The following is a 23,552-nucleotide window of genomic DNA, read 5'->3' on the forward strand; positions in this document are numbered from 1 at the left end:
GCATTTCCGATATCATCGCGTACGATGTATAGTCTCGGTCTCGCCAGCTTGAGCCAAGAGAGCACCCATGAAAAACACCGGCAAGCTATCCGCCCTGGATCTCAAACTCTCCGACTTCCTGTGTTTTGCGGTCTATTCCACCAACCTGGCGTTCGGCAAGGCCTACAAGCCGATGCTTGAACGGCTCGGCCTGACCTATACGCAATACATCACCCTGGTTGCGCTGTGGGAGGAAGATAACCAGACCGTTGGCAGCCTCGGCGAAAAGCTGTTTCTCGAATCCAACACCCTCACACCGATTCTGAAGAAGCTGGAAGCGATGGGTTATCTGCTGCGCCAGCGCGACCCGGAAGATGAACGCCAGGTGCGGATCAATCTCACAAAAGAGGGACGAAAACTGCGTGAAGACCTCTCCGAAGACGGCTTCCCGCAAACAGGTCTTGATCCCGACGACTTCGTGCAAATGCAGAAGGCAATTGGCGGTGCAGGGGCGTCTCATCCGATCTGACGGGCGAGAGAAATTGTCATGTCGGGTAAGTAGAGTGAGGTCCCCCGATTTCCAGGTGGAGCACTTACTAATGGGTGGCGGTATTGCTCAGCCGTATTCGCCTCTTTAGAACTAGCAACCATTTCAATATCAAACCAGTATTTCAGGCATCAATTCATCTTATATATTGGCAAAGGTGGCAAAGGGTGTTACTGGAGTGACTTGTCCCATTCATATGCGAGAAAGTGCAAAATTCGGAAGCCAGTGGGCCTGTCAAACCACTCCATTGATTGATCGCATGTAACCATCGGTTTGCATCACGAAGTACCCCTGGCTACTCAATAGAAGTGCTGCAGTCATCCTCTGCGCCCGTCCAGGGGAAATGCTAATGAGCCACTCCAGACATACGTGTGCGCAGGTAGCGCTGCACGGGTTATCGGCATTGATCATTCTATGGACGATGCGCACCAGTTCTTACATGACCTTATTCAATGTCCCGGCAGGCCTCAAGCTGGCCATTGTCGACTTGAATATTTCCCTGGCGACATTGTTCATAGCGTTTCTCCTGTTGATCAGACCTTTCGTTCGCCATCTTTTGTGTTTTCTGGTTTGCCTGCTGACACCATTAACGCTTTGGTGGCAGCAAACGGCGCCCTCAGGGGCGGCGACAATCGAGTAACGGAAGTAGCGGCACGGGCCGGCACCTCCGGCTCAGCCTGTGAAGCCTGGCGCAATGCGATTCGCGCCGCACCAGGCCAATACCCCGGCAACCTGGTCTTGGTCTTGAAGGGACTTCCGACAATGCCGAGTGCATGGCGCTTGCCATACGGGAATCTACTGAAAGCAGTAACGTCGATGATATCCCCGGAGCCACCGGACCCGGACCCCTCCTATCAGGCGCGCCAGCGTGCGAGTTCGGCCACCGAGGGCAAGGTCGATAATTTTTGCACCGGCTGCCATACCCCGATCGGTCTCACGACCGGGCAGATCAATTCGGAAGTCAACCGTTCCTCGATTGAAGACAGCGCGAAGAATCATCATTGCCAAAGTCCCGATTGCGGGATGCACGGCATCGGTGCCCGCGATTTCGTACCGGCACTTCCATGTTTCTGAGCCCGAGCGCGTAAAACCAAACCGGTTTACGTACGTAAAGATGCCGTTTCGCCTTATCACGACACCGTGTATTCCGCTCTGCGCGCTCGGACGCGGCACCTCGCACAACGTCCGCACGTTCAACAGTGGCGGCGGTCAGGCGCACCTACTGACGATGCGGAAGCGCCTACGAAAACTTTAACGATGTCACGCTGCCCGACTGCATATGTCGGGTTTGCAGGTAAGAGCCGCGATCATGGGGCTGAACCGCGGTGGTCGCCTCGCTGGTTCGGCGGCGCCCGGCTTTTGATGATGCTCGACATCTCGGTCCAGGAAGAGGCACCAACGCGCCGCAACAGCATCACTCTTGCGGCGAAATAAAGTTTACAAAACGGCACTGCCGGCAGCCATCATTTGAGCAATACACTCATTCGCGGTCAAAGAGTTCCGATATCCGGCGCCGAGCTGAAAGCTGCCGACCAGCGGCTTTTCCGGAGGGACAGGGAGATGTGGATCGATTTCCGGGTGCAGGATACCGAGAGTGGTTAGCAAAGTCTATCAGCTGGTGCGATCAAAGAAGACAAGGGCCGAGCACGACACACGCAGAAATTTCAAAGAGTGCACATGAGCACGTGGATGACGTCGTTGGCGTCGAGGTGTGAGTGCCGCCAAATTCTCTCGGACAACCGTAATTGCCCAAGGGCTACGAAACCGGGAAGTTCTCCTTCCTGGTGCCGGCCGACGCCGTCGGGCCACTGACCCTGACTGCCGAACTGAACTACTGGCCGTTTTCGCAGAAGCTGGCCGACTACCTGCTTGGCAAGGATAAGTTAAAGGTGGAAATCAGATGGCCAAAGTCACGCAGAACGTCGCTGTCCCCGATGCTGCGTCCCGCCGATAGCGGCGCCATCAGTAATGATCTCTTATGACCCGCTTAATGCAGGTTACCCTGCCTGAATTCATAAAAGTGGAAAAGCGGAGAGGTTACTTTTCCGGCGCTGCTGCCAGGTGCAGTTGGTAGCGCCTTCAGGCTTGCTCCCCGAAATATCGCTTTGACAATTGGACGAGTTTCTGCGACAGGGCGAGTCAGGGGTTCGAACGCAATGCCGCTGGCGAGGCCCGGAACCCTTTCGACGAGCGGATCAGGCCGCACTCGTGGGACTGGCCGGGCTTGCACCCCATTCGAGGAAACGGATCTTGTGAACCTCACCCTCGCTGTCTTCGTAGACCAGGGTCACCGGCACCATACCGGTCTTGTCGGATGTATCGGTGCGCTGCAGTACCCGCTTCACATCGATTTCCATTCCGTAGTGGTATTCGACGGCCGAGACATGCGCGCCGGGTTCTTGCAGGCCGTTCTGGTCAAAGACACTGGGTGCGAGACTGGAAATTACCGCACTGACAATTGTGGCCATGTTCATAACGCTGTACCTCTGTTGTTGTTCGCTTGACAAGGACTTCATGTGACACGCCTTGAAAGTGAAGTTCACTCCACCACGACGAACGCACCGGCCCGAGTCGCCTGTAGTGGCTTCAGGCTCCCGGCAATTCCCCGTGCTTGACGCCTTTCGACCATTCGTCCTGTAAACGCCGTATTTGTTGGGCAAAACGCCGTTTTTGGATGAGGTCATAACATGTCATGACGGATTTTCGCGCAAGGTTTCACACGGTGGCTGTGACGTTTCATGGAGCGAAAACGGGGAGAAATGATCAGTGCTCAGGCTATATGTACCCGGGCGCACGAGAGCGACTGTTGGTCGGATGAAGGATGGATCCGGGTTTCACGGATCTGTCCGTTTATCGACGTGTTCGGAGGCGTTTTAAAACAATGGGTTGGAGCGTGAAGTTCAGGGTCTTGTCATGAAGAGTGCTTCTTGAGGCTCGAATTTTCATCCGACCTAAGTCCTATTTCCGAACGCCTTGAGCCTGGGACACACAACGGGTGAGCGGCGGCATCCCGGGTTCCCTGCTATTAATCAATGAGTACTCGAGTGCTGATCTTTTGGGGAGCGCGTCATGAATCCATTCATCCGCATCGGCATTGCCGACGATCATCCGATGTTGCGTGAGGGTGTTGCCAATACATTGAGGAAACGCGCGGATCTTCAGGTCGTGGAGCAGGGCGCCAATGCAGACGATGCCAGGGATATCGCCCAAAGGGTGCGGCCGGATGTGATGTTGATGGACGTCAATATGCCGGGCGATGTTTTCGCCGCGGTGCGGTTCATTTCCACCCGGCTGGCGGATGTGAAGGTGTTGATGCTGACGGTTTCAGAATCCGAAGATGACGCCTTTCTGGCACTGGAGGCCGGCGCGCGTGGGTATGTGTTGAAAGGTGTCAGCGGACCGGAACTGGTTCTGGCGATCAGGACGGTTGCCAAGGGTGAAACGTATATCACCCCCGAGTTTGCCAACAAACTGCTGAGTAACAGCAAGCAACACGAAGCGGAAATTCACAAGGCTGATCTGACCCATCGCGAGGAGCAGGTCATTCGTGAAGTTTCAAAAGGCCTGACCAACAGGGAAGTTGCGTCAAAGCTGTTGATCAGTGAAAAAACCGTCAAGCACCACATGGGCTGCGTGATGCAGAAACTGCACGCCCGAAATCGTGTCGAAGCGGTCACGGCTCTACGGCGTTATACCGAACAAGAAGCTGTCGGGCGACTGCACATCGGCGCAGGGGAAACACCATTGGATTCCCGGAGCGGCTCTGCTGACTAGAGTTTGAACTGTGCATTGACCGACGTACCTGTGGCGCCGGAGTCGATGCTGAACAACCCGCCCAGAGATTCAACGCGATAACGCAAACCGGCGAGCCCCAGTCGGGTTCTGCCGGATGTCTCTTGCAGCATGGCGTCCGCCGCCATGCCAGGGCCACTGTCCCTGACGCTGATGTTCAATACTTCATCCATGTATTGCGCCTGGATGACCTGGCCCTCGCCGTCGGCATGACGGTAAGCGTTGTTGAGGGCTTCTTGCACAAAACGGTACAAGCAGAGTTTGAGCGGCAGTGGCGCGGCCTTCGGTAGCGGCCCCAGGCTCAATGTGACTTTGGTGCCAGTACGTTGCTCGTGCCGTTGCGCCACCAGTTGCAACTCTTCCACCAGGCTCACGTCGTTGATTTCCGGAAGTGCCAGGCCTCGTGACAAATCGCGGACCTCACGCAATGCGTCGGTGGCGGCGCCACGAATGGTTTCCAATGATTCCTGATCGACTGCGGAGCAGTTTTCGGCCAGGTCGTCGAGCCGGATCAGAATCAAGGTCAATAGCTGCGCCGGCCCATCGTGCAGGTCTGCACCAATGCGCCTCAAGGTGAGTTCGTTGACACGGGAAAACTCCTGGGTAGCCGTCGCTATCTTGCGTTGGAGTTCGGCATTGCTGATGTGCAAACGGGTTTGCTCCTGCAGCCGCAAGTGCAGTGCCACTTGTTGCTGCTGGATAATCTTGTCACCGCGTCGCACGATGAAGAAGAGCAGTGTCAGCATGGCCAATGTCGCGGCACCAACGACCATCCATACCTGCTGTCGGACGCGATTGATCTCGCGCTTGAGACTATCGGCCTTTTCATAAAATTCGCCTACTGCGATGATATTCCCGGAGCTGGAATCCCTTAGGGGCGCGTAAATCTCATAAAGCGGCACGTTGAGCTTGCGCTCGAACTCGTTCTCATCCTCGTTCAGCCCTTCAAGGTCGGTGACCACTTTGCCCTTGAGTGCCTCGGTGATCTCATCCATTGGGAATTTGAGGTTGGTGATGGCTTTATTCGTGCTGTAGACCACCGTGCCATCCGCTCGCCAGATCTTGATCGAGACAATGTGGTGTTTCAGCGAACGACTTTCGGTGAGGCGGTCCAGGGACTGGACGCTTGCAGCCGAGAGGTTGTCGTCCCGGCTCAACTCCTGCACATAAGGCTCCAGAAACGTATCCATGTACTGGGCGCCTGCTTCTGCCGCGCTATTTACCGCGGCACGTTCTATTCGTGCGCTCACCAGTTTGCCTACGAAGAACATGGTAAGTCCCAGGATCACCGCAGCGGCAATGACAAACTGGGTCGAGCGACTCAGCTTGCGCGCCCGGGCCCTGATCCGTGTGCGCCAGAGTCCATTGCGAATCGCATCGGAAACAGGGGCTGGCTCGTCCAGAGCCTCAGTCTCCTGCGCGATAAAAGTCTCGTTTTTTGATTCGACTTTTGCATCTTTTGCCATCGCCCTGGTTCCCTGATCATCGTGACAAGTCGGTTGGAAACCCTGAAACTCAACGGATATCCGGAGATTGACTGTCGGCGCCATGCCCATGACTGACAGTAGTTCACTGCATGGCGATCCGACAGCTTCACCGTTGGACTACACACCTCGGATGATAGTCAGGTTCATTGCCCTGGCGAAGTTCAAGCTTGCGCTGTGCTGACCTTACCAGTGGCCGTGGAATTTTTCCGGACCGCCTGATACAGCAAACTGGATACCATGAACCCGAGAATGGCCAGCAGACTCATTAACGAGAAGACGTAGTTGTAGCCCTGTTGACCAGGGAAGTGGTCGAGTATTGCGCCATAGATGACGTAGGCAAACATGCCGGGCGCATAGCCGATCAGGCAACCAATGCCAAAGGCTGAACCGGTGATGTGCTGGGCAATGCCGACCTCACCCATGGGGGCCCAGAACACGCCGCGCATGGAAAAGACAATCAGCGCGAAGGAGAGGGTGGCGGCCATGCCGGCGTAGATGAAACCCGGGCTTTTCGGGATGAGCATAATGGCGCCCATCAGCGGCAGTAACGCCAGGAATGCCCATTTCAGATAGCGGCTGGAACTCTTGAACTGCTTGTCGGCAATGAAACCGCCGGCGGGGCCGCCGAGGATCTTGAGGAAGTACTGGTTGATGATGCCATAGGCGCCCACCAGCGCCACGGGCAGTTCGTACATGTCCTTGAGGTAGGGAATGAAATAGGTCAGGCCGCAGTACACGATGTAGACCATGAATACGTTGAGGCTGACCAGCCAGATACCCGGCACCTTGATGGCCTCGAGCAGGTTCGACAATCCGTTCTTGGGCTTGGCGGTCGACTGGGTATTGCCGCTCTTGAGCAGCAGCCAGGTCAGGGTCCCGGCGAGAATGTCGATGACCGAGTAGAAGAGGATCGCCGACTTCAGACCGTTTTCACCGGAGCCCATGGCGACGAAGACGCCCAGCGCAGAGAAGGCGACCAGGGTATCAATGACGCCACGCCCGCCTTCGAGAAGGCCGAACAGACGCCCCTGTTCCTGATCGTCGCCCAGGTTGCGGATGGCTTTGAGCAGCGAAGGCCAAAAGATGCAGTCGGCACACACGGCCAGCAGGCAGAACACAACCAGCAGATTGCTGAAGGGCGGAAAGGTCGCCAGGTAAAGCCCGAGGCTGCCGGTACCGATCAGGCCGAGGGGATCAGCTTGCGCGTGTCGTACCGGTCGGCGAGCATGCCGCCGACCACGAACAGCGCGGTGGCGATGATGGCGTTGGCGCTCAGCAGCACGCCGATTTCAGTGTGGGACAGCCCCATGAATTCCTGCATGGGGATGTAGAAGGCGTCTTTGAGATTCGCCAGCTTGTAGATGGTGCCACCACCGAGGATGAGAATCAGGAATCTGAGCCATTTGGCCTTGTCATGGGATGTCATTATTGTTCTCCAGGCGTAATTGGGTAGGCAGTGCCGGTCGGCACGTCAGGTTCAGGCGCTGGCGCAATGGGCCAGGGTCAACTCGGCCAGTGTCCGGAACTCGGCCAACAGGCTTCGTACGTAGGCGACCTGGTTGTTTGCCCAACGGTGTTCATCGGCCAGCATTTGCTCCAGCGAGTAGCCTTCCGGCAGCGCTGTTTCACTCATTTCCCGGTACGCAATGAACGGGTCGGCCGCTTCATCAAGCTGGCGGAACGCCGGGGCGACGTAGTGGTTTTCCTGCTCGAGAATGAAGGCGATCACTTGCGGGCTTGATTCGCCGAGCATCAGCAGTTCGTACAACATGCGAGCGTTGGGCAGGTCGTCTTCGTCACTGCCCTGCAGCACGCCGTAATGCCCAAACCCGTTTTGCTCGGGGACGATGCGCACACCCTTGAGGTGGGTCTGGCGTATGTGCGGCGCCAGGGTGCGCAGTGCCGTAAGGGGCTGTTCGCAGGCATTGATCATGTTGCCGAAATCGAACAGGGCATGCAGCCGTGGGTGGTTCAGCCGGTTCAGCAGTTGCGCGATTTCAGCGCTCTTGAGTTCCTCATGCTGCTCGAAGTCGAAGAACAGGTCGTGCTCTTCTGCCTGTTGCGCGAGGTAGTCGAGGTCTGTCTCGATCAGGTCCATGACCCGGGACAGTGCCCCTTCGTAGCGTGAGTAGACACGGATGTTGCGGGTGCCCAGCGCCTTGGCGATGGCGATCACTTGATCGACATCTTTTTTCAGGGTGCTGCTGATTTCCAGATGCACATCCAGCCCGAGTGCACTGGCCTTGGCCGCGAACGCCTGAAGCTGTGCGGGTGTCATTTGACTCAGGCTGTTTTCCTCACCGTCGAGCAAGTGCAGGCTCAGACCCTGCAGTTCGTGGCGATAGGCAAAGTCCAGCAGGTCGCCAGGGGTGACACGGCCGTGGGTCAGGTTGGTCAGCAAGGGGTAGGCATGCGCAAACAAGCGCAGTTGCCCGAGTCGGTCGAGCAACCGGCGGGCCAGTACCTCGGTCAGTTCGGGAGGAGCCCCGGCCTCGACAGCCTTGTGGCTGAGCAAGGTGTTGAATCGTTCCTGGATCTTATTGTTCATTCGAGTCGTTCCTGGTTCAGACGCCGGGTCTGTCGGCGCAGCCTTTATCGCGCCAGTCAGGAACTCTCGATAGATCCATTATCAGTTAAATCATAAGACCACTTGCCTTGGGTCAAGTGGCCTGTTGCAGGTAGCCCATTTTGCTCAAGGCCTGGGCAAGCGCTTCGACGCGCGCGCGCGCCTGGTCTTCAGGGGTACTGGCAAAACCGATCAGTAGCGCCGGCGGCAAGACGTGCTCGACGCAGTAGTCACTCAGGGGATAGGTATGAATGCCATGCTCGCCGAGTTCCCTGGCCAGGGTGTCGTCTTCAAGATGCTCGGGTAACCAGGCAATCAGGTGCATGCCGGCTTCCACTGGCGTGATCCTGAAAAAAGTGCCCAGCTGTTGCTGCAGTTGTTCGACCAATGCTTGCTGGCGAGCCTGGTACAGCGCACGCATTCGTCGAATATGACCGAGAAAGTGGCCTTCGCGCATGAAGTCTGCCGTGACGGCCTGTAGCAGTGTGGGCGGGCTGCGATCCATGACCGCGCGCAAGGTGCAGAAGGGTTCGATCAAGGCGTTCGGCAGTATCACGTAACCCAGTCGCAGCGAGGGGAAGAGTACTTTGCTGAACGTTCCGGCGTAGATGACCCGGGCCCATTGGTCCATGGCATAGAGTGCCGGCAGGGGGCGGCCGTTGTAGCGAAACTCACTGTCGCAGTCGTCCTCGATGATCCAGCTTTGATTGCGCGCGGCCCAGTCGATGAGTTCCTGGCGCCGGGCGTAACTCATGGTGATGCCCAAGGGATGCTGACGAGAAGGGGTGGTAAACACCAGGCGGGCGTCAGGACATAGAGCCAGGCCTTGCTGGATATCGATCCCCTGTTCGTCGATACGCAACGGCACGACCAGTCCCCCTTGGGCCTGGAGCGCAATTCGCGCCGCGATATGCCCGGGATCCTCCATCCAGAAGCTGTCCTGCGGATTGAGCAAAAGCATGCCCAGCAGGTTAAAGGCTTGCTGGGCGCCGGAAACGATGACCACCTGCCCGGCACTGCAGTCGATGCCCCGGGCATCGAAGACGTATTCGGCAATCGCCTCGCGCAGGGCCAGCAATCCTTGCAGTTCGCCATAGCCAAGCATGGCCTTGGTCGGTTTGTGCAGGTGGCGGTTCAACAGCCGCTTCCAGACCGTTTGCGGGAACGCATCGTAAGCGCTGTGACTGGGCAGGAACGAGGTCGGGCTTCCGGTCGCCCAGTCAGCATAGGAAACGCCCCGGAAATGATCGCTGCGCAACGACAGCATGGACTGGCTCAGGTCGGACAGGCGAGGAGGCTGGCGCTGGTGCGTGTCGTCATCAATACCGCGGCCTTCCCATTCATGGCCGACATAGGTCCCGGCCCCGGTCCGCGACGTCAGAAAACCTTCGGCAATCAGTTGATCGAACGCATTGAGAATGCTGATTCGCGAAAGCTGCAGTTCTTTGCTCAAGGTCCGGGTGGACGGTAGGCGTACGCCGCCCTGAATCCTGCCACTGAGAATCTGTTTGCGAATCTGCAAGTAGAGCTGGCGGTACAAGGGGATGGAGCTGGCACGGTCCAGCTCGATACCTGACAACAGCAAACCGGCGGAGGATTTCATTATTTGTTCGTCTGGATGGAGTGTGGTCTGGCCTGAATGGCCGTCAGGCACCTGGATGCGAAAGGGTATCGAGCGCTACTGGATAAGTCATCCACCACAGGCATTGATGCGGCGGCCGGGGACGGCATTTTCCATGGCAATGAAAGGCCAGTACCATGACGGCCACCTCTTTACCGACATCGGCATTCAAGCCGGCAAATAACCCGGTGAATCGTTCTTCAATGGAGAGACACATGACTTCAGGACAATGTCTTTGCGGGGCTGTACGTTTTTCCCTGACGGTTGAACCACGATTTTTTTATCGCTGCCATTGCTCTCTGTGCCGCAAGCAAACCGGGGTTGGCCATAATCTCGCCACGCTGGTCAAGGCTGGCGACTTTCGCTGGGACGCAGGGCAAGGTGCGATCTCCAGTTGGCGCAAGCCCAGCGGGTACAGGAATGACTTTTGCTCGCAGTGTGGCTCGACCGTGCCCAACCCTCTTCGCGAGACACCGTACTTCTGGATTCCGCTTGGACTTCTCGATGTCGAGTTGAGCATGGCGTGTGTTGGCGATTTCTGCACCGATGACGCGATGCCGTGGGACGAACACCGCTCGGAAAAAACTCATCGCGCGGCCCCGGATTCTCTTGGGTTTATTCTGCATGAACTTCAGGTCGACACTGGCGAATAGAATCCGGGCACTGCCCGGCACTAACCTGTGCTGGCATGGTCAATACACCGCGCTCGACCCTCGGCGGTCGAGCTGCCCGGAACCGACCGGCCCCGCATCGGCAATTTGATCAAGGACAGTGAAAGCATGCTCGCCGCCACATAATCAGCAACAGCCTCCACCTGGTTCCGTGAATCGGGACTCGCCATTCGGTTCCCCCTCAATCCCATTCGAAGATTTAACCCATGTACCTACGCAAAATTGCAGTTGGGCTGTCGGCACTTGTTTTGCTCTCTTCCGGGGCAGAAGCCCGCAGCCTGCTGGATCTGCTCAAACCGCCCGCCACGCATCATGAACAAGCATCCCGCTCGGGCTCGATCAGCCAGAGCGCGGCCCTGGACCTCTACTCGAACAAACAAAAACAAGCATCCTTTGACGGCTGCGCCGATCTGTTCCCGGCAGCGAAACCGATCAACACCGCCACCGTGCCGGCAACCATGAAACCCATGGCTTTGTGTTCCGACAATTTCGCAGTGCTGTACTCGCAAACCAGCAAGACCCCGCTGGTCGTGGTCGAACGCCTGAATGCAGCCCAGTTGCAGGATGCCAAAGGGGAGGAGCGCACCAACCAGTTCTATCCGGACCCACGCATCCCCAAGAGTGGGCGTGCTGAATTGAGCGACTACCGCAGCCAGCATCCGGCCGTGGACCGTGGCCATCAATCCCCGGCCGCCGATGCACCCAGCCCCAATGCCATGGCCCAATCCTTTGCGCTATCGAACATGGTGCCCCAAGACCCGACCAACAACCGGAAGATCTGGAGCAAGGTCGAGTCGGATGTCAGGAAGTTTGCCAAGCGAGCCGATGGCAACGTGTTTGTCTTTACCGGTCCGCTGTTTGATCCTGGCCATTCCACCATCGGCGATAACCAGGTCTGGGTGCCGACGCGCCTGTTCAAGCTGGTGTACGACGCATCGTCCAAACGTGCCTGGGCCTACGTGCTGCCTAACGGTGAAGCCCGGATCGAGAGGCCGATGGACTATGAGACTTTCGTGAAGAGTACCGGGCTCAAGCTGCTGGGGAATCTGCCGGTCACAGGGTCCGCAGGGCGCACCTGATGGCTGGATGAGCAGCACCCCAAAGGTTGGATGCAATCGATGGGGTGTTTCATCGCCATGAACCACGCAAAAAAGGTCCGGAAAATAAATCCGGCAAGAAGTAACAGATTGCAAATTTGAACTATACCCAATAGGGCAATCGCTCCTGACCCCGGGACATGATGCCTCCACAGATACTCGTCCCAGGAACTTCAACGTCAAACAGACCGAGAGATTCTGGTTATGAACGCTTCGAAAATCGCGGCCGGCGATGCGGGCCGGGATTCCTTTCGCGATGCCCGTGTCATTTTCCTGTTTGGCGCAGCGCTTCTTCGTCGTGATCGTGACCATGGCTCAGGAACACGACGACAGCATCATTCTGTGCAATACCCAACCTGCAAGGTTTACCTGTTCAAGCAGTGAGCATTAGCCCACCTGTCCGGCTGCGTGCTGAACGTCGCCAAGCCCAGGTTCAAGACTCTGAAAAAGCAAGGAGTTTGCGATGGCTGATTCAAGCAAGAAAATGGGCCTGATGGGGCTCACGACGCTGGTCACGGTCAACATGATGGGCTCGGGTATCATCATGTTGCCCACCAATATGGCGCAACTGGGCGCCGTTTCGCTGCTGTCATGGATCTTCACCGCGATCGGTTCGATGGCCATCGCCTACTGCTTTGCCCAGTGTGGCGTTTTCTGCTCGCGTTCTGGCGGCTTGTCCGCCTATACCGAAGAAGCCCATGCGAAGTCGGGTTTTTTCCTCTGCTCGTACCTGTACTTCCTGTCCCTGGCCATCGCCAACGTGGCCGTGGCCATTTCGGCAGTGGGCTACATGACGGCCTTCGTGCCCTGGCTGGGCACAGGTGCCATTCCGCTGTGCATCGGCACGATCGCGCTGATCTGGCTGACCACTTTCGCCAACTTCGGAGGCCCGGGCATCACCGGCAAGATCGGCGCGTTCACGGTGTGGGGCGTGATCATTCCGGTAGCGGGCCTGAGCATCATCGGCTGGTTCTGGTTCAAGCCCGATGTGCTGGCCGCCGCCTGGAACCCGAACAGCCTGCCGATTTCCGAAGCCGTCGCCAAAGCCATTCCCTTGACCCTGTGGGCCTTCCTGGGCATGGAATCGGCGGCCCAGGCCACCGATGCCGTGGAAGACCCCAAGCGCAACGTGCCGTTGGCCTGTCTGTTCGGTACCCTGGGTGCCGCCGTGGTCTATGTGCTGTCGACCACTGTCATCCAGGGCATCATTCCCAACGCTGAGCTGGCCAAGTCCTCCGCACCCTTCGCGCTGGTCTACGCCACGATTTTCAGCCCGATGGTCGGCAATATCGTCATGGCCCTGGCGGTCATGGCCTGTGTCGGTTCGCTGCTGGGCTGGCAATTCACCCTGGCGCAAACCGCGAAAATGACGGCGGACCAGAACCTGTTCCTCAAGCTGTTCAGCAAGGTCAACTCGATGAATGCGCCCGTGGTCGGCATGATCGTCTGCGGCGTGCTGCAGACCCTCATGGCCCTGTCGACCATCTCGCCCGATGCCGCCGCCCAGTTCAGCAAGCTGGTCAGCCTGGCGGCGGTCACCAATCTGATCCCCTATATCACGGCGCTGACCGGCCTGCTGGTGATCATGCACAAGGCCGAGGTTTCGCCGTCCATCTACTCGCGTAACGTGGTGGTGTTGCTGATTGCAATGACGTACTCCCTGTACGCCCTGTATGCCTGCGGCAAGGACGCAGTGATGGGCGGCACCCTGGTGCTCGCTGTCGGCTATCTGCTCTATGGATTCCTCGCCAAACGCTTCACCGAAGCGCCATCCGCCAATCAGGCCAGGGCCGGCAACCCTTAGGCGTGGCTACCAGGACTGCACAGACATTTGCATACGGGGAAACCGGACATGAACGTACCATTTGCCACAACCACCAGACTGCTGCTGGCCCTCGCACTCTCGACGCTGCCGCTAGTGGCCGGCGCCAACACCCTTGAACGCGTGCGCAGCAGCCACACCTTTACCCTGGGTTACTTGCCTGACTTGGCCCCTTTCAGCAAGCAGGAAGGCGACAAAGCCAGCGGTTATGCCATCGACCTGTGCCTGAAAGTCGCCGACAAGCTCAAGAGCGAGTTGGGCCTGCCCGACCTGCAGGTGCACTACCAGCTCGTCAAGATTTCGGACGAGGTCAGTGCCGTGAGTCAGGGCAAGGTCGATATCCTCTGCACGCCGACTCCGCCCACCCTGGAACGGCGCAAGATGATCAGCTACTCCATACCGATCTACACCGCCGGCCTCTCGGTCGTGGTGCGCAACGATGCCGCCGAACCCTTGCTCAATGTGCTCAATGGCAAGGTTGCCAATACCGGCCCGACCTGGCGTGCCAGCATCAACAATGGTCTGGCCAACCACACCTACGCCACCATCGAGGGCGGGGTGACCGAAGACTGGATTCGCGAGCAGATGCGCCTGCTCGGCGTGATCGCCTCGCTGGTGACCGTGGCCAACAACGACGAGGGCATCAAGCTGGTCGCCGACGGCAAGGCCGATGCCTACTTCTCCGAACGCATGCTGCTGAAAAACGAAATCGCCAAGGAGGGCGCGGCGAAGAACCTGATGCTCCTGGACCGCATTTTCGAGTACTCGCCGGTGGCGATGATCGTGGACCGCAACGACGAAGACTTCCGCTTGCTGGTCGATACGGCCCTGAGTGAAGCCTATTACTCGGGCTTCGTGGAAAAGGCCTACGACCAGTATCTTGGAGGGACCAACCTGATCGTGAAAAAACTGTTCAGGGTGTATGCGTTGCCTTAGAGGCATCGTGCAAACCTGTGGCGAGGGAGCTTGCTCCCGCTGGGGTGCGGAGCGCCCCCCAAAAAGGGACTGCTGCGCAGTCCAGCGGGAGCAAGCTCCCTCGCCACGGATGATGTAATTGGCTCGGGCACAGCGTCAACTCGCGAAGACCATGGCGAAGTAGCCGAGAACCGTCAGCAGGATTCCCGAGACGGCAAAGGCTACGGGAAAACCGACCCACGGCACGTTGCTGCCGATCTCCGCCGCGGCCTCCAGGCACGGTCCGGAATGACTGCGGGCGCCGGCCATACCGCCCATCAGTACCGCCGGATTGATTTTCATCAAGTGATAGCCAACCACCCAGACGGCGAACGGCGGCAGCATGCAGGCGACGAAACCCACCAGGAATATCTGCACGGCGAGCGTTCCCGTCAGTTGAGCGAGGAGGGTGGCACCGGCATTGATCCCGACAATGGCAACGAACACCAGCAGGCCCATGTCCTCAAGGATATTACGCGCTGCGCTTGGCGTATTGCCGAAGAAGCGCAGGCGCGAGGACAGTGACGAGACGATGATTCCCGACACCATCAGGCCGCCGGCGCTGCCCAGGCCGACAGACGCACCAAAGGCGGGGAACTGGATCAAACCGATCAACAACCCCAGGCTCATTCCGACAAACAGCGTCAACAAATCGGTCATGCTGCTGGGCCGGGCGATGACGCCGAACAACTCGCCCGCACGTTGCACTGCGCCGGACAGGCCGGTGACGAAAAGCACGTCGCGGCGTTGCAGCGTGGTCTCCGGCCCTACGGGCAGGGGTACACCGCCGCGCTGGATGCGAGTCAGCTGTAGCTGCCCGGCCAGGTCCAGTCCGCGGAACTCCTTGAGCTTCTTGCCGACGACGGCCTTCTCGGTCACCAGGATCTCCGCATGATCCAGTGCTACGGCGAGTGCCTTGGCGTCATCGACTTCCGGGCCGATCAGACCGATGTTGGCGGTGAGGCCTGTGCGTGTGCCGCCAAGGGTTATCACATCCCCCAGCTGCAACCGGATATCAGGACCTGCCCCTATCGACTCACCGCCGTGATGCACATTGACGACACGATACTCAGGGAATCGAGCAAGAAACTCGCGGATGGTGAGGCCGGCAGTCGTGTGGTTTTCCAGGCGATAAGCACGCAAGCCGAAGGCCTTGTCAGCGGTGAGGCCGTCGTCCTCGAGATCATGCATCCCATGCTGTTCCTCATAACGACGGGCTGCCGCCTTTGCATCGACTCCCCACCAGCGCGGCATGTATTTGCACATCAGTACGATGCCGACGGTGCCCCAGATGTAAGTAATGCCATAGGACAGGGTAATCATTGCGGACACCCCCTCGACCGTGTCGCCCGGTGCCAGGTGGACGGCACCTGAGGTCACCGCCTGTTCGGCCGAGCCGATGGCCGAGGACATGGTCGTCGCCCCGGCGAGGATTCCGCCGGCCGCGCCAGTCGGCAAGTTCAAAACACGGGTACCCACGACCACCACGGCCAGACTGCACACACTGCAAATCACCGCCAGGACGGTGAACTTCAGCCCGTCATCCTTCAGGCTATTGAGGAACGAGGGACCGACGCGCAAGCCGACGCCGTACATGAACAGGTAGTAGAAGAGGTTCATGGTGAACGTGTCGAGCTTGAACGTGATGCCATAGAGGGATGCAGCAATGGCGACACCACAGCCAACCACGATGGCGCCGCCGACGGTACCCAACCCATAACCCTTGATGGTGAAGCGGCCAATCAGCACCGCCAGGCTCACCACCAGGAACAGCAGCATGTAGGGGTTGGCATTGAGAAACGCGAAGAGTGCCTGCACGGGTTGATTCCCCTTTTTCGCTACGTTAATGCCTGATGTCCGGAAACTTCAGGCAGTAGCGTAGCGTGTGAATCCGGGGCGGTTGACCCGCAACGCCATTTTCAGGCCGCAGCACTCACGCTTGCGCCTTTCTCCTGCGACGCAATGTCATGCAGGGAAATCCTTGAAGTCTCCGGTAATGCCAGCCCGCCCGCCAGCGCGAGCAATGCAACAGCGATCAGATAGAACGCTGGCGACAGGTTGCTGCCGGTGGTGCTGATCAGCCATGTCGCCACCAGCGGAGCGGTACCGCCGAAGATGGTGTACGCCATGTTGTAGGTGATCGCCGAGGCGGTGTAGCGGGTACGGGTAGGGAAGGTTTCCGAGAGCAGGGCCGCCGTCACCACGCCACACAACACCGCGCCAATCGCCAGGAGCATGACGCCGACGATGGACGCTGCGAACGAGCCGGAACTGGCCATCAGGAACGATGGATACACGGCCACGATCAACAGCGCGCAAGCCGTCATCACCGTCATTCGACGCCCGACCCGGTCCGAATACAGCCCGGCCAGGGGACAGATTGCCGCGGCGAACAGCAATGCAATCAGTGATACCAGCAACGCTGTGGCGCGACTCAGGCCACCGGCGACTTGCAGGTAGGTCGCGAAATAGGTGGTGAACATGTAAAACGACAGTGCCGTCAGTGACACAAAAGCGCCTAGGCAGCAAATAGCCGCACCATGGTTGCGCAAGGTTTCCTTGAGTGGGGAGTGTGCGACCGCATGTTCCTGGGTCACTGCCTGGAATGCCGGTGTCTCATCGAGCTTCCAGCGCAAGTAAAGACCCACCAGGCCCAGGGGCGCGGCAATCAGGAACGGCAGACGCCATCCCCAACTGCCCATTGCCTCGGCCGACAATGACGCCTCGAGTGCGTAGGCCACCACGGCTGCCGCGGCAAAGGCGGAAAATGTCGACACCGGAATGAAGCTGCCGTACCAGGCGCGTTTGTCACGCGGTGCATGCTCCATCAGGTAGGCACAGGCACCGGCGTACTCTCCACCGGCGGAAAAGCCCTGGGCGCAACGGATCAGCGAAAGGAGAACCGGCGCCATGACGCCGATCGCGGCATAAGAGGGCAGCAGACCGATCAAGGTCGTCGCCCCGGCCATCAGCAGAATGGTCATCGCCAGGGTTCGCTTGCGACCGATCCGGTCACCGAGCATGCCGAAGAAAATCCCGCCAAGGGGCCGAAACGCAAAGGCCACGGCGAATACCGCAAAGGTCTTGAGCAGCGCGGCACTGGCATCGCCGCTGGGGAAAAATTGCTGGGCAATGGTCGTGGCCAGAAAGCCATAGACGGCGAAGTCGAACCACTCGACGAAATTGCCGATGCCGGCGGCCACAATCACTCTTCTCAGCGTTTGCGGGCTGACTTGTTCCATCGTTGCGTTCGTCATGCTTGACCTCGACAGTCCGTGAGTACGCTATCGATTATCGGGGCAGACACTGAGGTGGCTCACTTCAAAAGTGTCATCCACATAGTCAGCACCGACTTCGTGCCGTTGAATCACGCATGATTCGCGCCAGATTGGCCGAGGGAGAGCAAAGGGCAATGTCTCTCGAATTTGAAAAGCACCGAGGGTATTGTCGGTCGCCGGGACCCGTTCGATTTTTAAGGAATGAACATGACATTGACTGTCGAAAGCCTCGTCAGGATCGCAATGACCAACCCGGTAAACGCAGAAATTTACGCTCGCTTGCCTGAGCTCGGTTTGAGCCAATGCATGCTCACTGCCGGTTGCCTGTTCCAGGCCGTGTGGAATCATCAGTCTCAGCGACCGCCAGAGTGGGGCGTGAAAGACTACGATGTCTTTTACTTCGATGATGACCTGTCGTGGGAAGCCGAAAATGAGGTCATCCAATCAGGTCAGCGTCTGTTCCGGGACCTCGACGTGAACATTGAGATCAAGAATCAGGCTCGCGTTCACCTGTGGTATGGCCAGCGGTTTGGTGGGGATTATCCAAAGCTTGAGTCGGCCAGGGACGGGATTGATCGCTACCTGATTGCCGGCACCTGCATCGGTCTGGATGTTGAAACGGGCGAAGTCTATGCACCCAACGGCCTGGCCGACACAGAGTACGGGCTGCTTCGTATCAATCCAAAGAACCCCAAGCCAGTGCTGTTCGATCAGAAGGCGAAAAGTTATCAGGCTCGCTGGCCCTGGCTCAGGATCATGGAGCCGCAAAGTTGAATCGGCTAAATGTCTCAAGCTGATATCATTCAAGAATTACAGGCTGAGTAGCACAACATGAACCGTCAAAAGAAACTGAAGCAGCTGTTCAAGGAAAAGGCCAAAAAGGCCAGTGCCAAACTGGCACCGAAGAGCAAGCCTAAATACATTTGTAAAGCCGACCGATTGAAGCTGGCGGCTGAATCCAGTCACGACCCAGTCATTTCCTCTGAGAGCTGATCGTTGTAGCTCGCGCACCACTCGAAAACTCAAGCCCCTGGTTCTTTCGAGCCGGGGGCTTTGTCATGTACCGGTCATGCATCATCGATGCGTTGCATCACCGCAGACCTAGCGAATACCGGCACCCGCCATGGACTCTGGCACCCACTGCGCCGTCGACAGCGGCTCGATGTAGCGGATGCCGCCATGGGGGCCGACCACGCCATTGATGTTGTAGGTGCCACGCGACAGGTCGTAGGTCATGAACGGGGTGGCGTCCGGGACTTGCTGGTCATAGCTCTGGCTGAAGAACGCGAAGGAACCACGATACAACTGGCCACTGGTGTCGTATTGATCGGAGGCCATCGCGGCCCAGGTATCTTCATCCAGGTAAAAGCGGCGCTTCTGGTAGATGTGCGTTGCACCGGGCTTGAGGTTGCCCTCCACGACGTAGACCCGGTGTTTTTCCCAGCGTACGAAGTCCGGGGCGATGAAATTGGGGGTGGTCAGCGATTTGGCGTCGCGAGCGTAGGTGAGCTTGTAGGTGTTGTAAGGCACGATCATTTCCTGCTTGCCGACCAGCGTCCAGTCATACAGCTCCAGCGCACGGGCGGTACCGGGGTTGGGTGTGTCGTAGGCCAGGATCGAAATCTGTTTGACGCGGCGCTGGGCAGGCATGTACTGCCAGGCGCGGCCAGGAAACTCTGTGGCATTGGTGGCGTTCTTGAGCATGATCGACTCGCCAGCCCGGCGCGCAGGCCCGGTGTAGGACAGTTTCAACTGATAATAAATGTCCGAGCTGCTGAACGGCTTCGACAGGTTCTCGTAAATCGGGAAGGACACGTATGCCTCGCCGGTGACAGCCAGGCTCGGAACGCCCGCCGTGTCGACGCTCCAGGAGTCGTACTTGGAATGGATGTTGACACCCTGATAGCGCAGCAGGAAGTTCCACATCGCTTCGGCGCCTGATTGCGGGATCGGGAACGGCACCCCGGGCATCACATTGTCGATGGCGATCCCGCCATTGAGGGACTTGGCGTTGGTGGCATTCCTGCGGCTGTTGTCCAGTATCGCCTGTGGTAGCGATGCGGTGCGGTGGGTCGGATAAACGTCGATGCGAAAGCCGGGGTAGCGCCTGGCCAACGCTACGGTGGTGGCGGTCAGCAGGCCTTTGTACGAGTCGACGTTCTTGCCATTGATCACCAGCAGCGGCTTTTCGTGTGCAAAGGGGTCCGGGCGCATGCTGTCGCCGGTCTTGAAACTGGATGGGGCCGTGGTCAGGCCACCGTTGTAGGGCGGAATGGAGCCATCGGCATTACCGGCCTTTTCGGCGCCCACCCAGGTCAGGCTGTTGCCCAGTCGTGCGGCTTCATGACTCGATACATAGGCTTGGGCATCGATGGCCAGCGCCATCAGGGGGAGGCCAGCCAGAAGACTTTTCACGAATTTCATATTGTTATTCTCCTGCCTGGCGTACCAGGCAACTCGTGACTCAGGCGCCGCGGATATATCCGTCGGCTCAATCGCCAGAGGCTTTTTTCAGAACCTTCATTAAAGAGCCCGCGATTGGGGGGCGCTTTTCATTTGACGACAGTCCCTTGGCTATTGATGACAGCCACGGACGTTTGCCTGGGTGTGGTGAGCAGAAACGGTTGTGCCGGGCAGCCAGTAGCGAAAAACTTGTGGTCCGTCTCAAAGTTGGCTTTAAAGTGAACAAAATTCTTAAAAAAACCTTTATAAGTTACTGACGGGGAACTCATGGCACATTGCTACCTGCCTGCAAGTGAGTTTCGGCAGTTTTGGCTCAGGGAGCGCTGATGAGTTTTCGTACATTGACCGATTCCCCGCAGCAAACGAGCCATCGCAATGTTGCCGCACTGCAGCCACCCGGGAACCCGGATACTGTCGGCATGGCTTACGCTGGCAACGATGACACGATCGAACACTTGCTGGATTCAGCACGCCATTGGGCCCATACCACCGCCTGGGCGTTTTATCGCGCCGGTGAACAAATGCATTGGGTCGGGCAGGGCGACCCACGGGTGCAATGGCCTTCAAGCGTTGCGAATGAAGCGTTTGAAGCCTTTTGCCTGACCTCGAACTTGCACCGTTGGCCGACCGGTAAAGGCGAAAGTGTGCTGGGCTGGCTGCTCGCGCCAGTCAATGAGGCGGCAGAGCCGGCGTTCGCCGAGTTTGCCCGGCGCCTGGGCATTCAACTGCAGACCAATACCCTTGCCCGGGCGCAAATCACCCAGCGTGTGCTGTATGAAATTACCTATCTGGCCAGTTCGACCCGTGACCGGTCAGTGTTCCTGGTGGGGGTTCACCGGCTGCTGGCCAGCCTGATCGATGCCGAGAATTTCTATCTCGCGCTGTATAACCCGCACACCGGCAAGATCGACTACCCCTATTACGTCGACATCATCGACGTTGATGCCCTGGAATCCGAAAACTACGAATACCTTGACCCTTCGCGCCTGTCGCTCACCGGGCAGGTGTTGACCACTGGCCAGCCATTGCTGATCGACGCCGCCGGCATTCTCGCGGCCCAGGCCGAAAACCGTTTCCATTGCGTGGGTGATCGTCCCGAGTTCTGGATGGGCGCGCCGTTGAAAAATGCCTCGGATGAAGTGTTTGGCATGCTGGCGATGCAGGTCTACGACGTTTCCCGCATCTACAGCGCTGAAGATCGCGCGCTGTTTCTGGTGGTTGCCCGCCACGTGGCCATGGCACTGGACCGGATTCTGCACCGAGAGGATCTGGAAGAAACGGTGATGCGTCGTACCCTGGAACTTTCGGCACTCAACGACGCATTGCGCCAGGAAGTGGCCGACCGGGAGCGCGCTGAACATCTGCAGGGCGCACTGTTCCAGATTGCAGAACTGTCGAGCCAGCCTGGCGACATGGCCGAGTTGTTTCAAACCTTGCATGGCATCGTCGGCGATCTGCTGTTCGCGCAGAACTTCTACATTGCGCTGTTCGACGACGCGACCGGTGAAGTGACTTTTCCCTATTACGTGGATGAGCGGCAGACGACTTGCCCGGCGGCACGGCGAGGGCGCCGGGGCTTGACTGAGTATGTGATTCGTCAGCGTCGACCTTGCCTGGTTGACGCCGACGAGGCTGAAAGGCTGTCTGCTCAGGGTGAAACCGAAGTTGCCCATGAGTCTGTACGCTCCTACTCCTGGCTGGGCATTCCATTGTTCGAAGACGACGTGGTGCGTGGCGTGCTGGCGGTGCAAAGCTATACCTCGCAGGTGCGCTATACCCTGCGTGACCAGGAACTGCTGACGTTCGTGTCGCGGCACATTGACACCGCGTTGTCGCGACGCACGGCCGCCGAGGCGATCCACGCCGCCAATCTCAAGCTGGAAGCCCGGGTACAGAGCCGCACCCGCGAACTCGATCACGCCAATGCCAAGCTGAAGCACGAAAACGCTCACGATGCGCTCACCGAGTTGCCGAATCGCACCTATCTGCAACAACGCCTCAATCTGGCCTGGTCAAGGTTCCGCAGCGAAGGCGGGCACCTGGCGGTGATGTTCATCGATCTCGACCGCTTCAAGGTGGTCAACGACAGCCTCGGTCACCATTTTGGCGACCTGCTGTTGATGCAGGCGGCCCAGCGTCTGCGCGGTTGCCTGCGGGACACCGACATGCTGGCGCGCCTGGGAGGCGATGAGTTTTCGGTGCTGGCCCCCGAGGCCCCGCTGGAGGTGATGATCGAAATCGCCGAGCGGATCCTGGTGGCGTTCGACCTGCCGTTTTTCATCAACGGCCATGAAGTTTTCTCGTCGTGCAGTATCGGTATTGTCAGCGCCGACAGTCAGTTCCACCACGAACCCGCCGACTTGCTGCGCGATGCCGATGCGGCGATGTACCGGGTCAAGAGTGCCGGGCGCGACAGCTACGCGGTGTTCAACCAGGAAGTGCGCCGTGAAGTCTCGGACCAGGTCGAGCGTGAAGGGGCCTTGCGCAACGCGCTCAAGCGTACGGACGAACTGCTGCCGTATTTCCAGCCGATCGTCAGCGTCGAAACCGGCGAACTGTTGGCCCTTGAAGCGCTGATCCGCTGGCATCAGCCGGGCGGTCGGGTGATCGCGCCGGGCGAGTTCCTGCCGGATGTCGAGGGGTTGCGCCTGATCGGTCGGCTGGACCTGTACATGCTCAACAGCATTGCAGCGATTCTCGCACAGCCCGCGCACGCCAATTGGCCGCCGGTGCACGTCAATTGCTCCAGCTACAGCATGACGCGTCCCGACTTCGCCAGTGAGGTGCTGGCACTGTTGGCACAGCACCGGGTCTCGCCATCGCGAATCTGCCTGGAATTGACCGAAGGGGCACTGGTCGCCGAGCCGGCGATTGCCCGCCAGACCATGCAGCAACTGGCTGACAATGGCATGTCGGTGGTGCTCGATGACTTCGGTGCAGGGTTTTCATCCCTGAGCTATGTGCATCAATACCGTTTCAGCGGTTTGAAAATCGACAAATCGTTCATCCTCGAGCTGACCACCAGTGCCCGCAGTCGCGCGATCGTCCGGGCGATTGTACGGATGGCCGAATCGCTGGACCTGAGTGTGGTGGCCGAAGGTGTCGAGGATGAAGCAACGCTGGGCCTGCTGCGCGAAATGGGGGCAGGGCAGGCCCAGGGTTATCATTTTGCCAGGCCGATGGGATTGAAAGCGCTGTTGGCGAGTTCACTGCTCTGTCGGCAGGATTGCTGATGTTTTGAAGCAGTGGCGATGACGCCATGCCATGGAATGAAC

18 protein-coding genes and 1 pseudogene are annotated in these 23,552 nt (G+C 58.4%); 11 read left to right on the forward strand and 8 right to left on the reverse strand.

Annotation, left to right across the window (positions count from 1 at the left end; translation table 11 throughout):
• Positions 1-67: 67 nt before the first annotated feature.
• From RS887_RS28380 to RS887_RS28390, 3 genes are all read left to right on the forward strand, one after another.
• Positions 68-508, forward strand: coding sequence for a MarR family winged helix-turn-helix transcriptional regulator (locus tag RS887_RS28380; protein ID WP_416340016.1), 441 nt, complete (start codon positions 68-70; stop codon positions 506-508).
• A gap of 432 nt (positions 509-940) precedes the next feature.
• Positions 941-1,600, forward strand: coding sequence for a hypothetical protein (locus RS887_RS28385; RefSeq protein ID WP_322617986.1), 660 nt, complete (start codon positions 941-943; stop codon positions 1,598-1,600).
• A gap of 671 nt (positions 1,601-2,271) precedes the next feature.
• A complete protein-coding gene (locus RS887_RS28390; RefSeq protein ID WP_322617987.1) occupies positions 2,272-2,508 on the forward strand; it encodes a hypothetical protein in 237 nt (78 codons plus the stop codon).
• 213 nt (positions 2,509-2,721) lie between these two features.
• Here RS887_RS28390 and RS887_RS28395 read toward each other — a convergent pair whose 3' ends face one another.
• Entirely contained in the window at positions 2,722-3,000 is a 279-nt protein-coding gene (locus RS887_RS28395; protein ID WP_322617988.1) for a DUF2790 domain-containing protein, read from the reverse strand.
• Between the two features lie 595 nt (positions 3,001-3,595).
• Between RS887_RS28395 and RS887_RS28400 the strand changes: the two genes are divergently transcribed.
• Positions 3,596-4,300, forward strand: coding sequence for a response regulator transcription factor (locus tag RS887_RS28400; protein WP_322617989.1), 705 nt, complete (start codon positions 3,596-3,598; stop codon positions 4,298-4,300).
• On the opposite strand, the gene RS887_RS28405 is transcribed toward RS887_RS28400, so the two are convergent.
• The 4 genes and pseudogenes from RS887_RS28405 to RS887_RS28420 all read right to left on the reverse strand — a co-directional run bounded on the left by RS887_RS28405 (position 4,297) and on the right by RS887_RS28420 (position 9,974).
• A complete protein-coding gene (locus RS887_RS28405; RefSeq protein ID WP_322618101.1) occupies positions 4,297-5,784 on the reverse strand; it encodes an ATP-binding protein in 1,488 nt (495 codons plus the stop codon). The genes RS887_RS28400 and RS887_RS28405 overlap by 4 nt on opposite strands.
• A 182-nt stretch (positions 5,785-5,966) precedes the next feature.
• Positions 5,967-7,231: pseudogene (locus tag RS887_RS28410) on the reverse strand (MFS transporter).
• A gap of 51 nt (positions 7,232-7,282) precedes the next feature.
• Positions 7,283-8,353 (reverse strand): sugar phosphate isomerase/epimerase family protein, encoded by a 1,071-nt coding sequence (locus RS887_RS28415; RefSeq protein WP_322617990.1) that lies wholly within the window; start codon positions 8,351-8,353, stop codon positions 7,283-7,285.
• A gap of 112 nt (positions 8,354-8,465) precedes the next feature.
• The gene (locus RS887_RS28420; protein WP_322617991.1) at positions 8,466-9,974 is read right to left on the reverse strand and encodes a PLP-dependent aminotransferase family protein; all 1,509 of its coding nucleotides are present in this window, start codon (positions 9,972-9,974) and stop codon (positions 8,466-8,468) included.
• A 233-nt stretch (positions 9,975-10,207) separates the two neighbouring features.
• On the opposite strand from RS887_RS28420, the gene RS887_RS28425 reads away from it, so the two are divergent.
• The 4 genes from RS887_RS28425 (at position 10,208) to RS887_RS28440 (ending at position 14,518) form a co-directional block, all read left to right on the forward strand.
• Positions 10,208-10,645: a GFA family protein gene (locus RS887_RS28425; protein WP_322618102.1), complete on the forward strand. Its 438-nt coding sequence runs from the start codon at positions 10,208-10,210 to the stop codon at positions 10,643-10,645.
• A gap of 224 nt (positions 10,646-10,869) precedes the next feature.
• Positions 10,870-11,742, forward strand: coding sequence for a DNA/RNA non-specific endonuclease (locus tag RS887_RS28430; RefSeq protein WP_322617992.1), 873 nt, complete (start codon positions 10,870-10,872; stop codon positions 11,740-11,742).
• Positions 11,743-12,223: 481 nt separating this feature from the next.
• The gene (gene potE, locus RS887_RS28435; protein ID WP_322617993.1) at positions 12,224-13,564 is read left to right on the forward strand and encodes a putrescine-ornithine antiporter; all 1,341 of its coding nucleotides are present in this window, start codon (positions 12,224-12,226) and stop codon (positions 13,562-13,564) included.
• A gap of 48 nt (positions 13,565-13,612) precedes the next feature.
• Positions 13,613-14,518 (forward strand): amino acid ABC transporter substrate-binding protein, encoded by a 906-nt coding sequence (locus RS887_RS28440; protein ID WP_322617994.1) that lies wholly within the window; start codon positions 13,613-13,615, stop codon positions 14,516-14,518.
• 135 nt (positions 14,519-14,653) lie between these two features.
• Here RS887_RS28440 and RS887_RS28445 read toward each other — a convergent pair whose 3' ends face one another.
• Together RS887_RS28445 and RS887_RS28450 are read right to left on the reverse strand one after the other, a co-directional pair.
• Positions 14,654-16,354 carry an aspartate:alanine exchanger family transporter gene (locus tag RS887_RS28445; protein WP_322617995.1) on the reverse strand — a complete coding sequence of 567 codons (1,701 nt, stop codon included), beginning with the start codon at positions 16,352-16,354 and terminating at the stop codon, positions 14,654-14,656.
• A 101-nt stretch (positions 16,355-16,455) separates the two neighbouring features.
• Positions 16,456-17,793 (reverse strand): MFS transporter, encoded by a 1,338-nt coding sequence (locus tag RS887_RS28450; protein ID WP_322617996.1) that lies wholly within the window; start codon positions 17,791-17,793, stop codon positions 16,456-16,458.
• A 228-nt stretch (positions 17,794-18,021) separates the two neighbouring features.
• On the opposite strand from RS887_RS28450, the gene RS887_RS28455 reads away from it, so the two are divergent.
• Positions 18,022-18,588 (forward strand): nucleotidyltransferase family protein, encoded by a 567-nt coding sequence (locus RS887_RS28455; RefSeq protein WP_322618103.1) that lies wholly within the window; start codon positions 18,022-18,024, stop codon positions 18,586-18,588.
• 57 nt (positions 18,589-18,645) lie between these two features.
• Positions 18,646-18,807, forward strand: a complete 162-nt coding sequence (locus RS887_RS28460) for a DUF2986 domain-containing protein (RefSeq protein WP_111286363.1) — start codon at positions 18,646-18,648, stop codon at positions 18,805-18,807.
• Between the two features lie 108 nt (positions 18,808-18,915).
• Here the strand turns inward: RS887_RS28460 and RS887_RS28465 are convergent, their stop codons facing one another.
• Positions 18,916-20,238 carry a DUF1329 domain-containing protein gene (locus RS887_RS28465; protein ID WP_322617997.1) on the reverse strand — a complete coding sequence of 441 codons (1,323 nt, stop codon included), beginning with the start codon at positions 20,236-20,238 and terminating at the stop codon, positions 18,916-18,918.
• A 365-nt stretch (positions 20,239-20,603) separates the two neighbouring features.
• Between RS887_RS28465 and RS887_RS28470 the strand changes: the two genes are divergently transcribed.
• The gene (locus RS887_RS28470; protein WP_322617998.1) at positions 20,604-23,510 is read left to right on the forward strand and encodes an EAL domain-containing protein; all 2,907 of its coding nucleotides are present in this window, start codon (positions 20,604-20,606) and stop codon (positions 23,508-23,510) included.
• Positions 23,511-23,552 lie beyond the last annotated feature (42 nt).

Source organism: Pseudomonas sp. BIC9C, from assembly GCF_034541995.1.
GTDB lineage: Bacteria > Pseudomonadota > Gammaproteobacteria > Pseudomonadales > Pseudomonadaceae > Aquipseudomonas > Aquipseudomonas fluorescens_CC.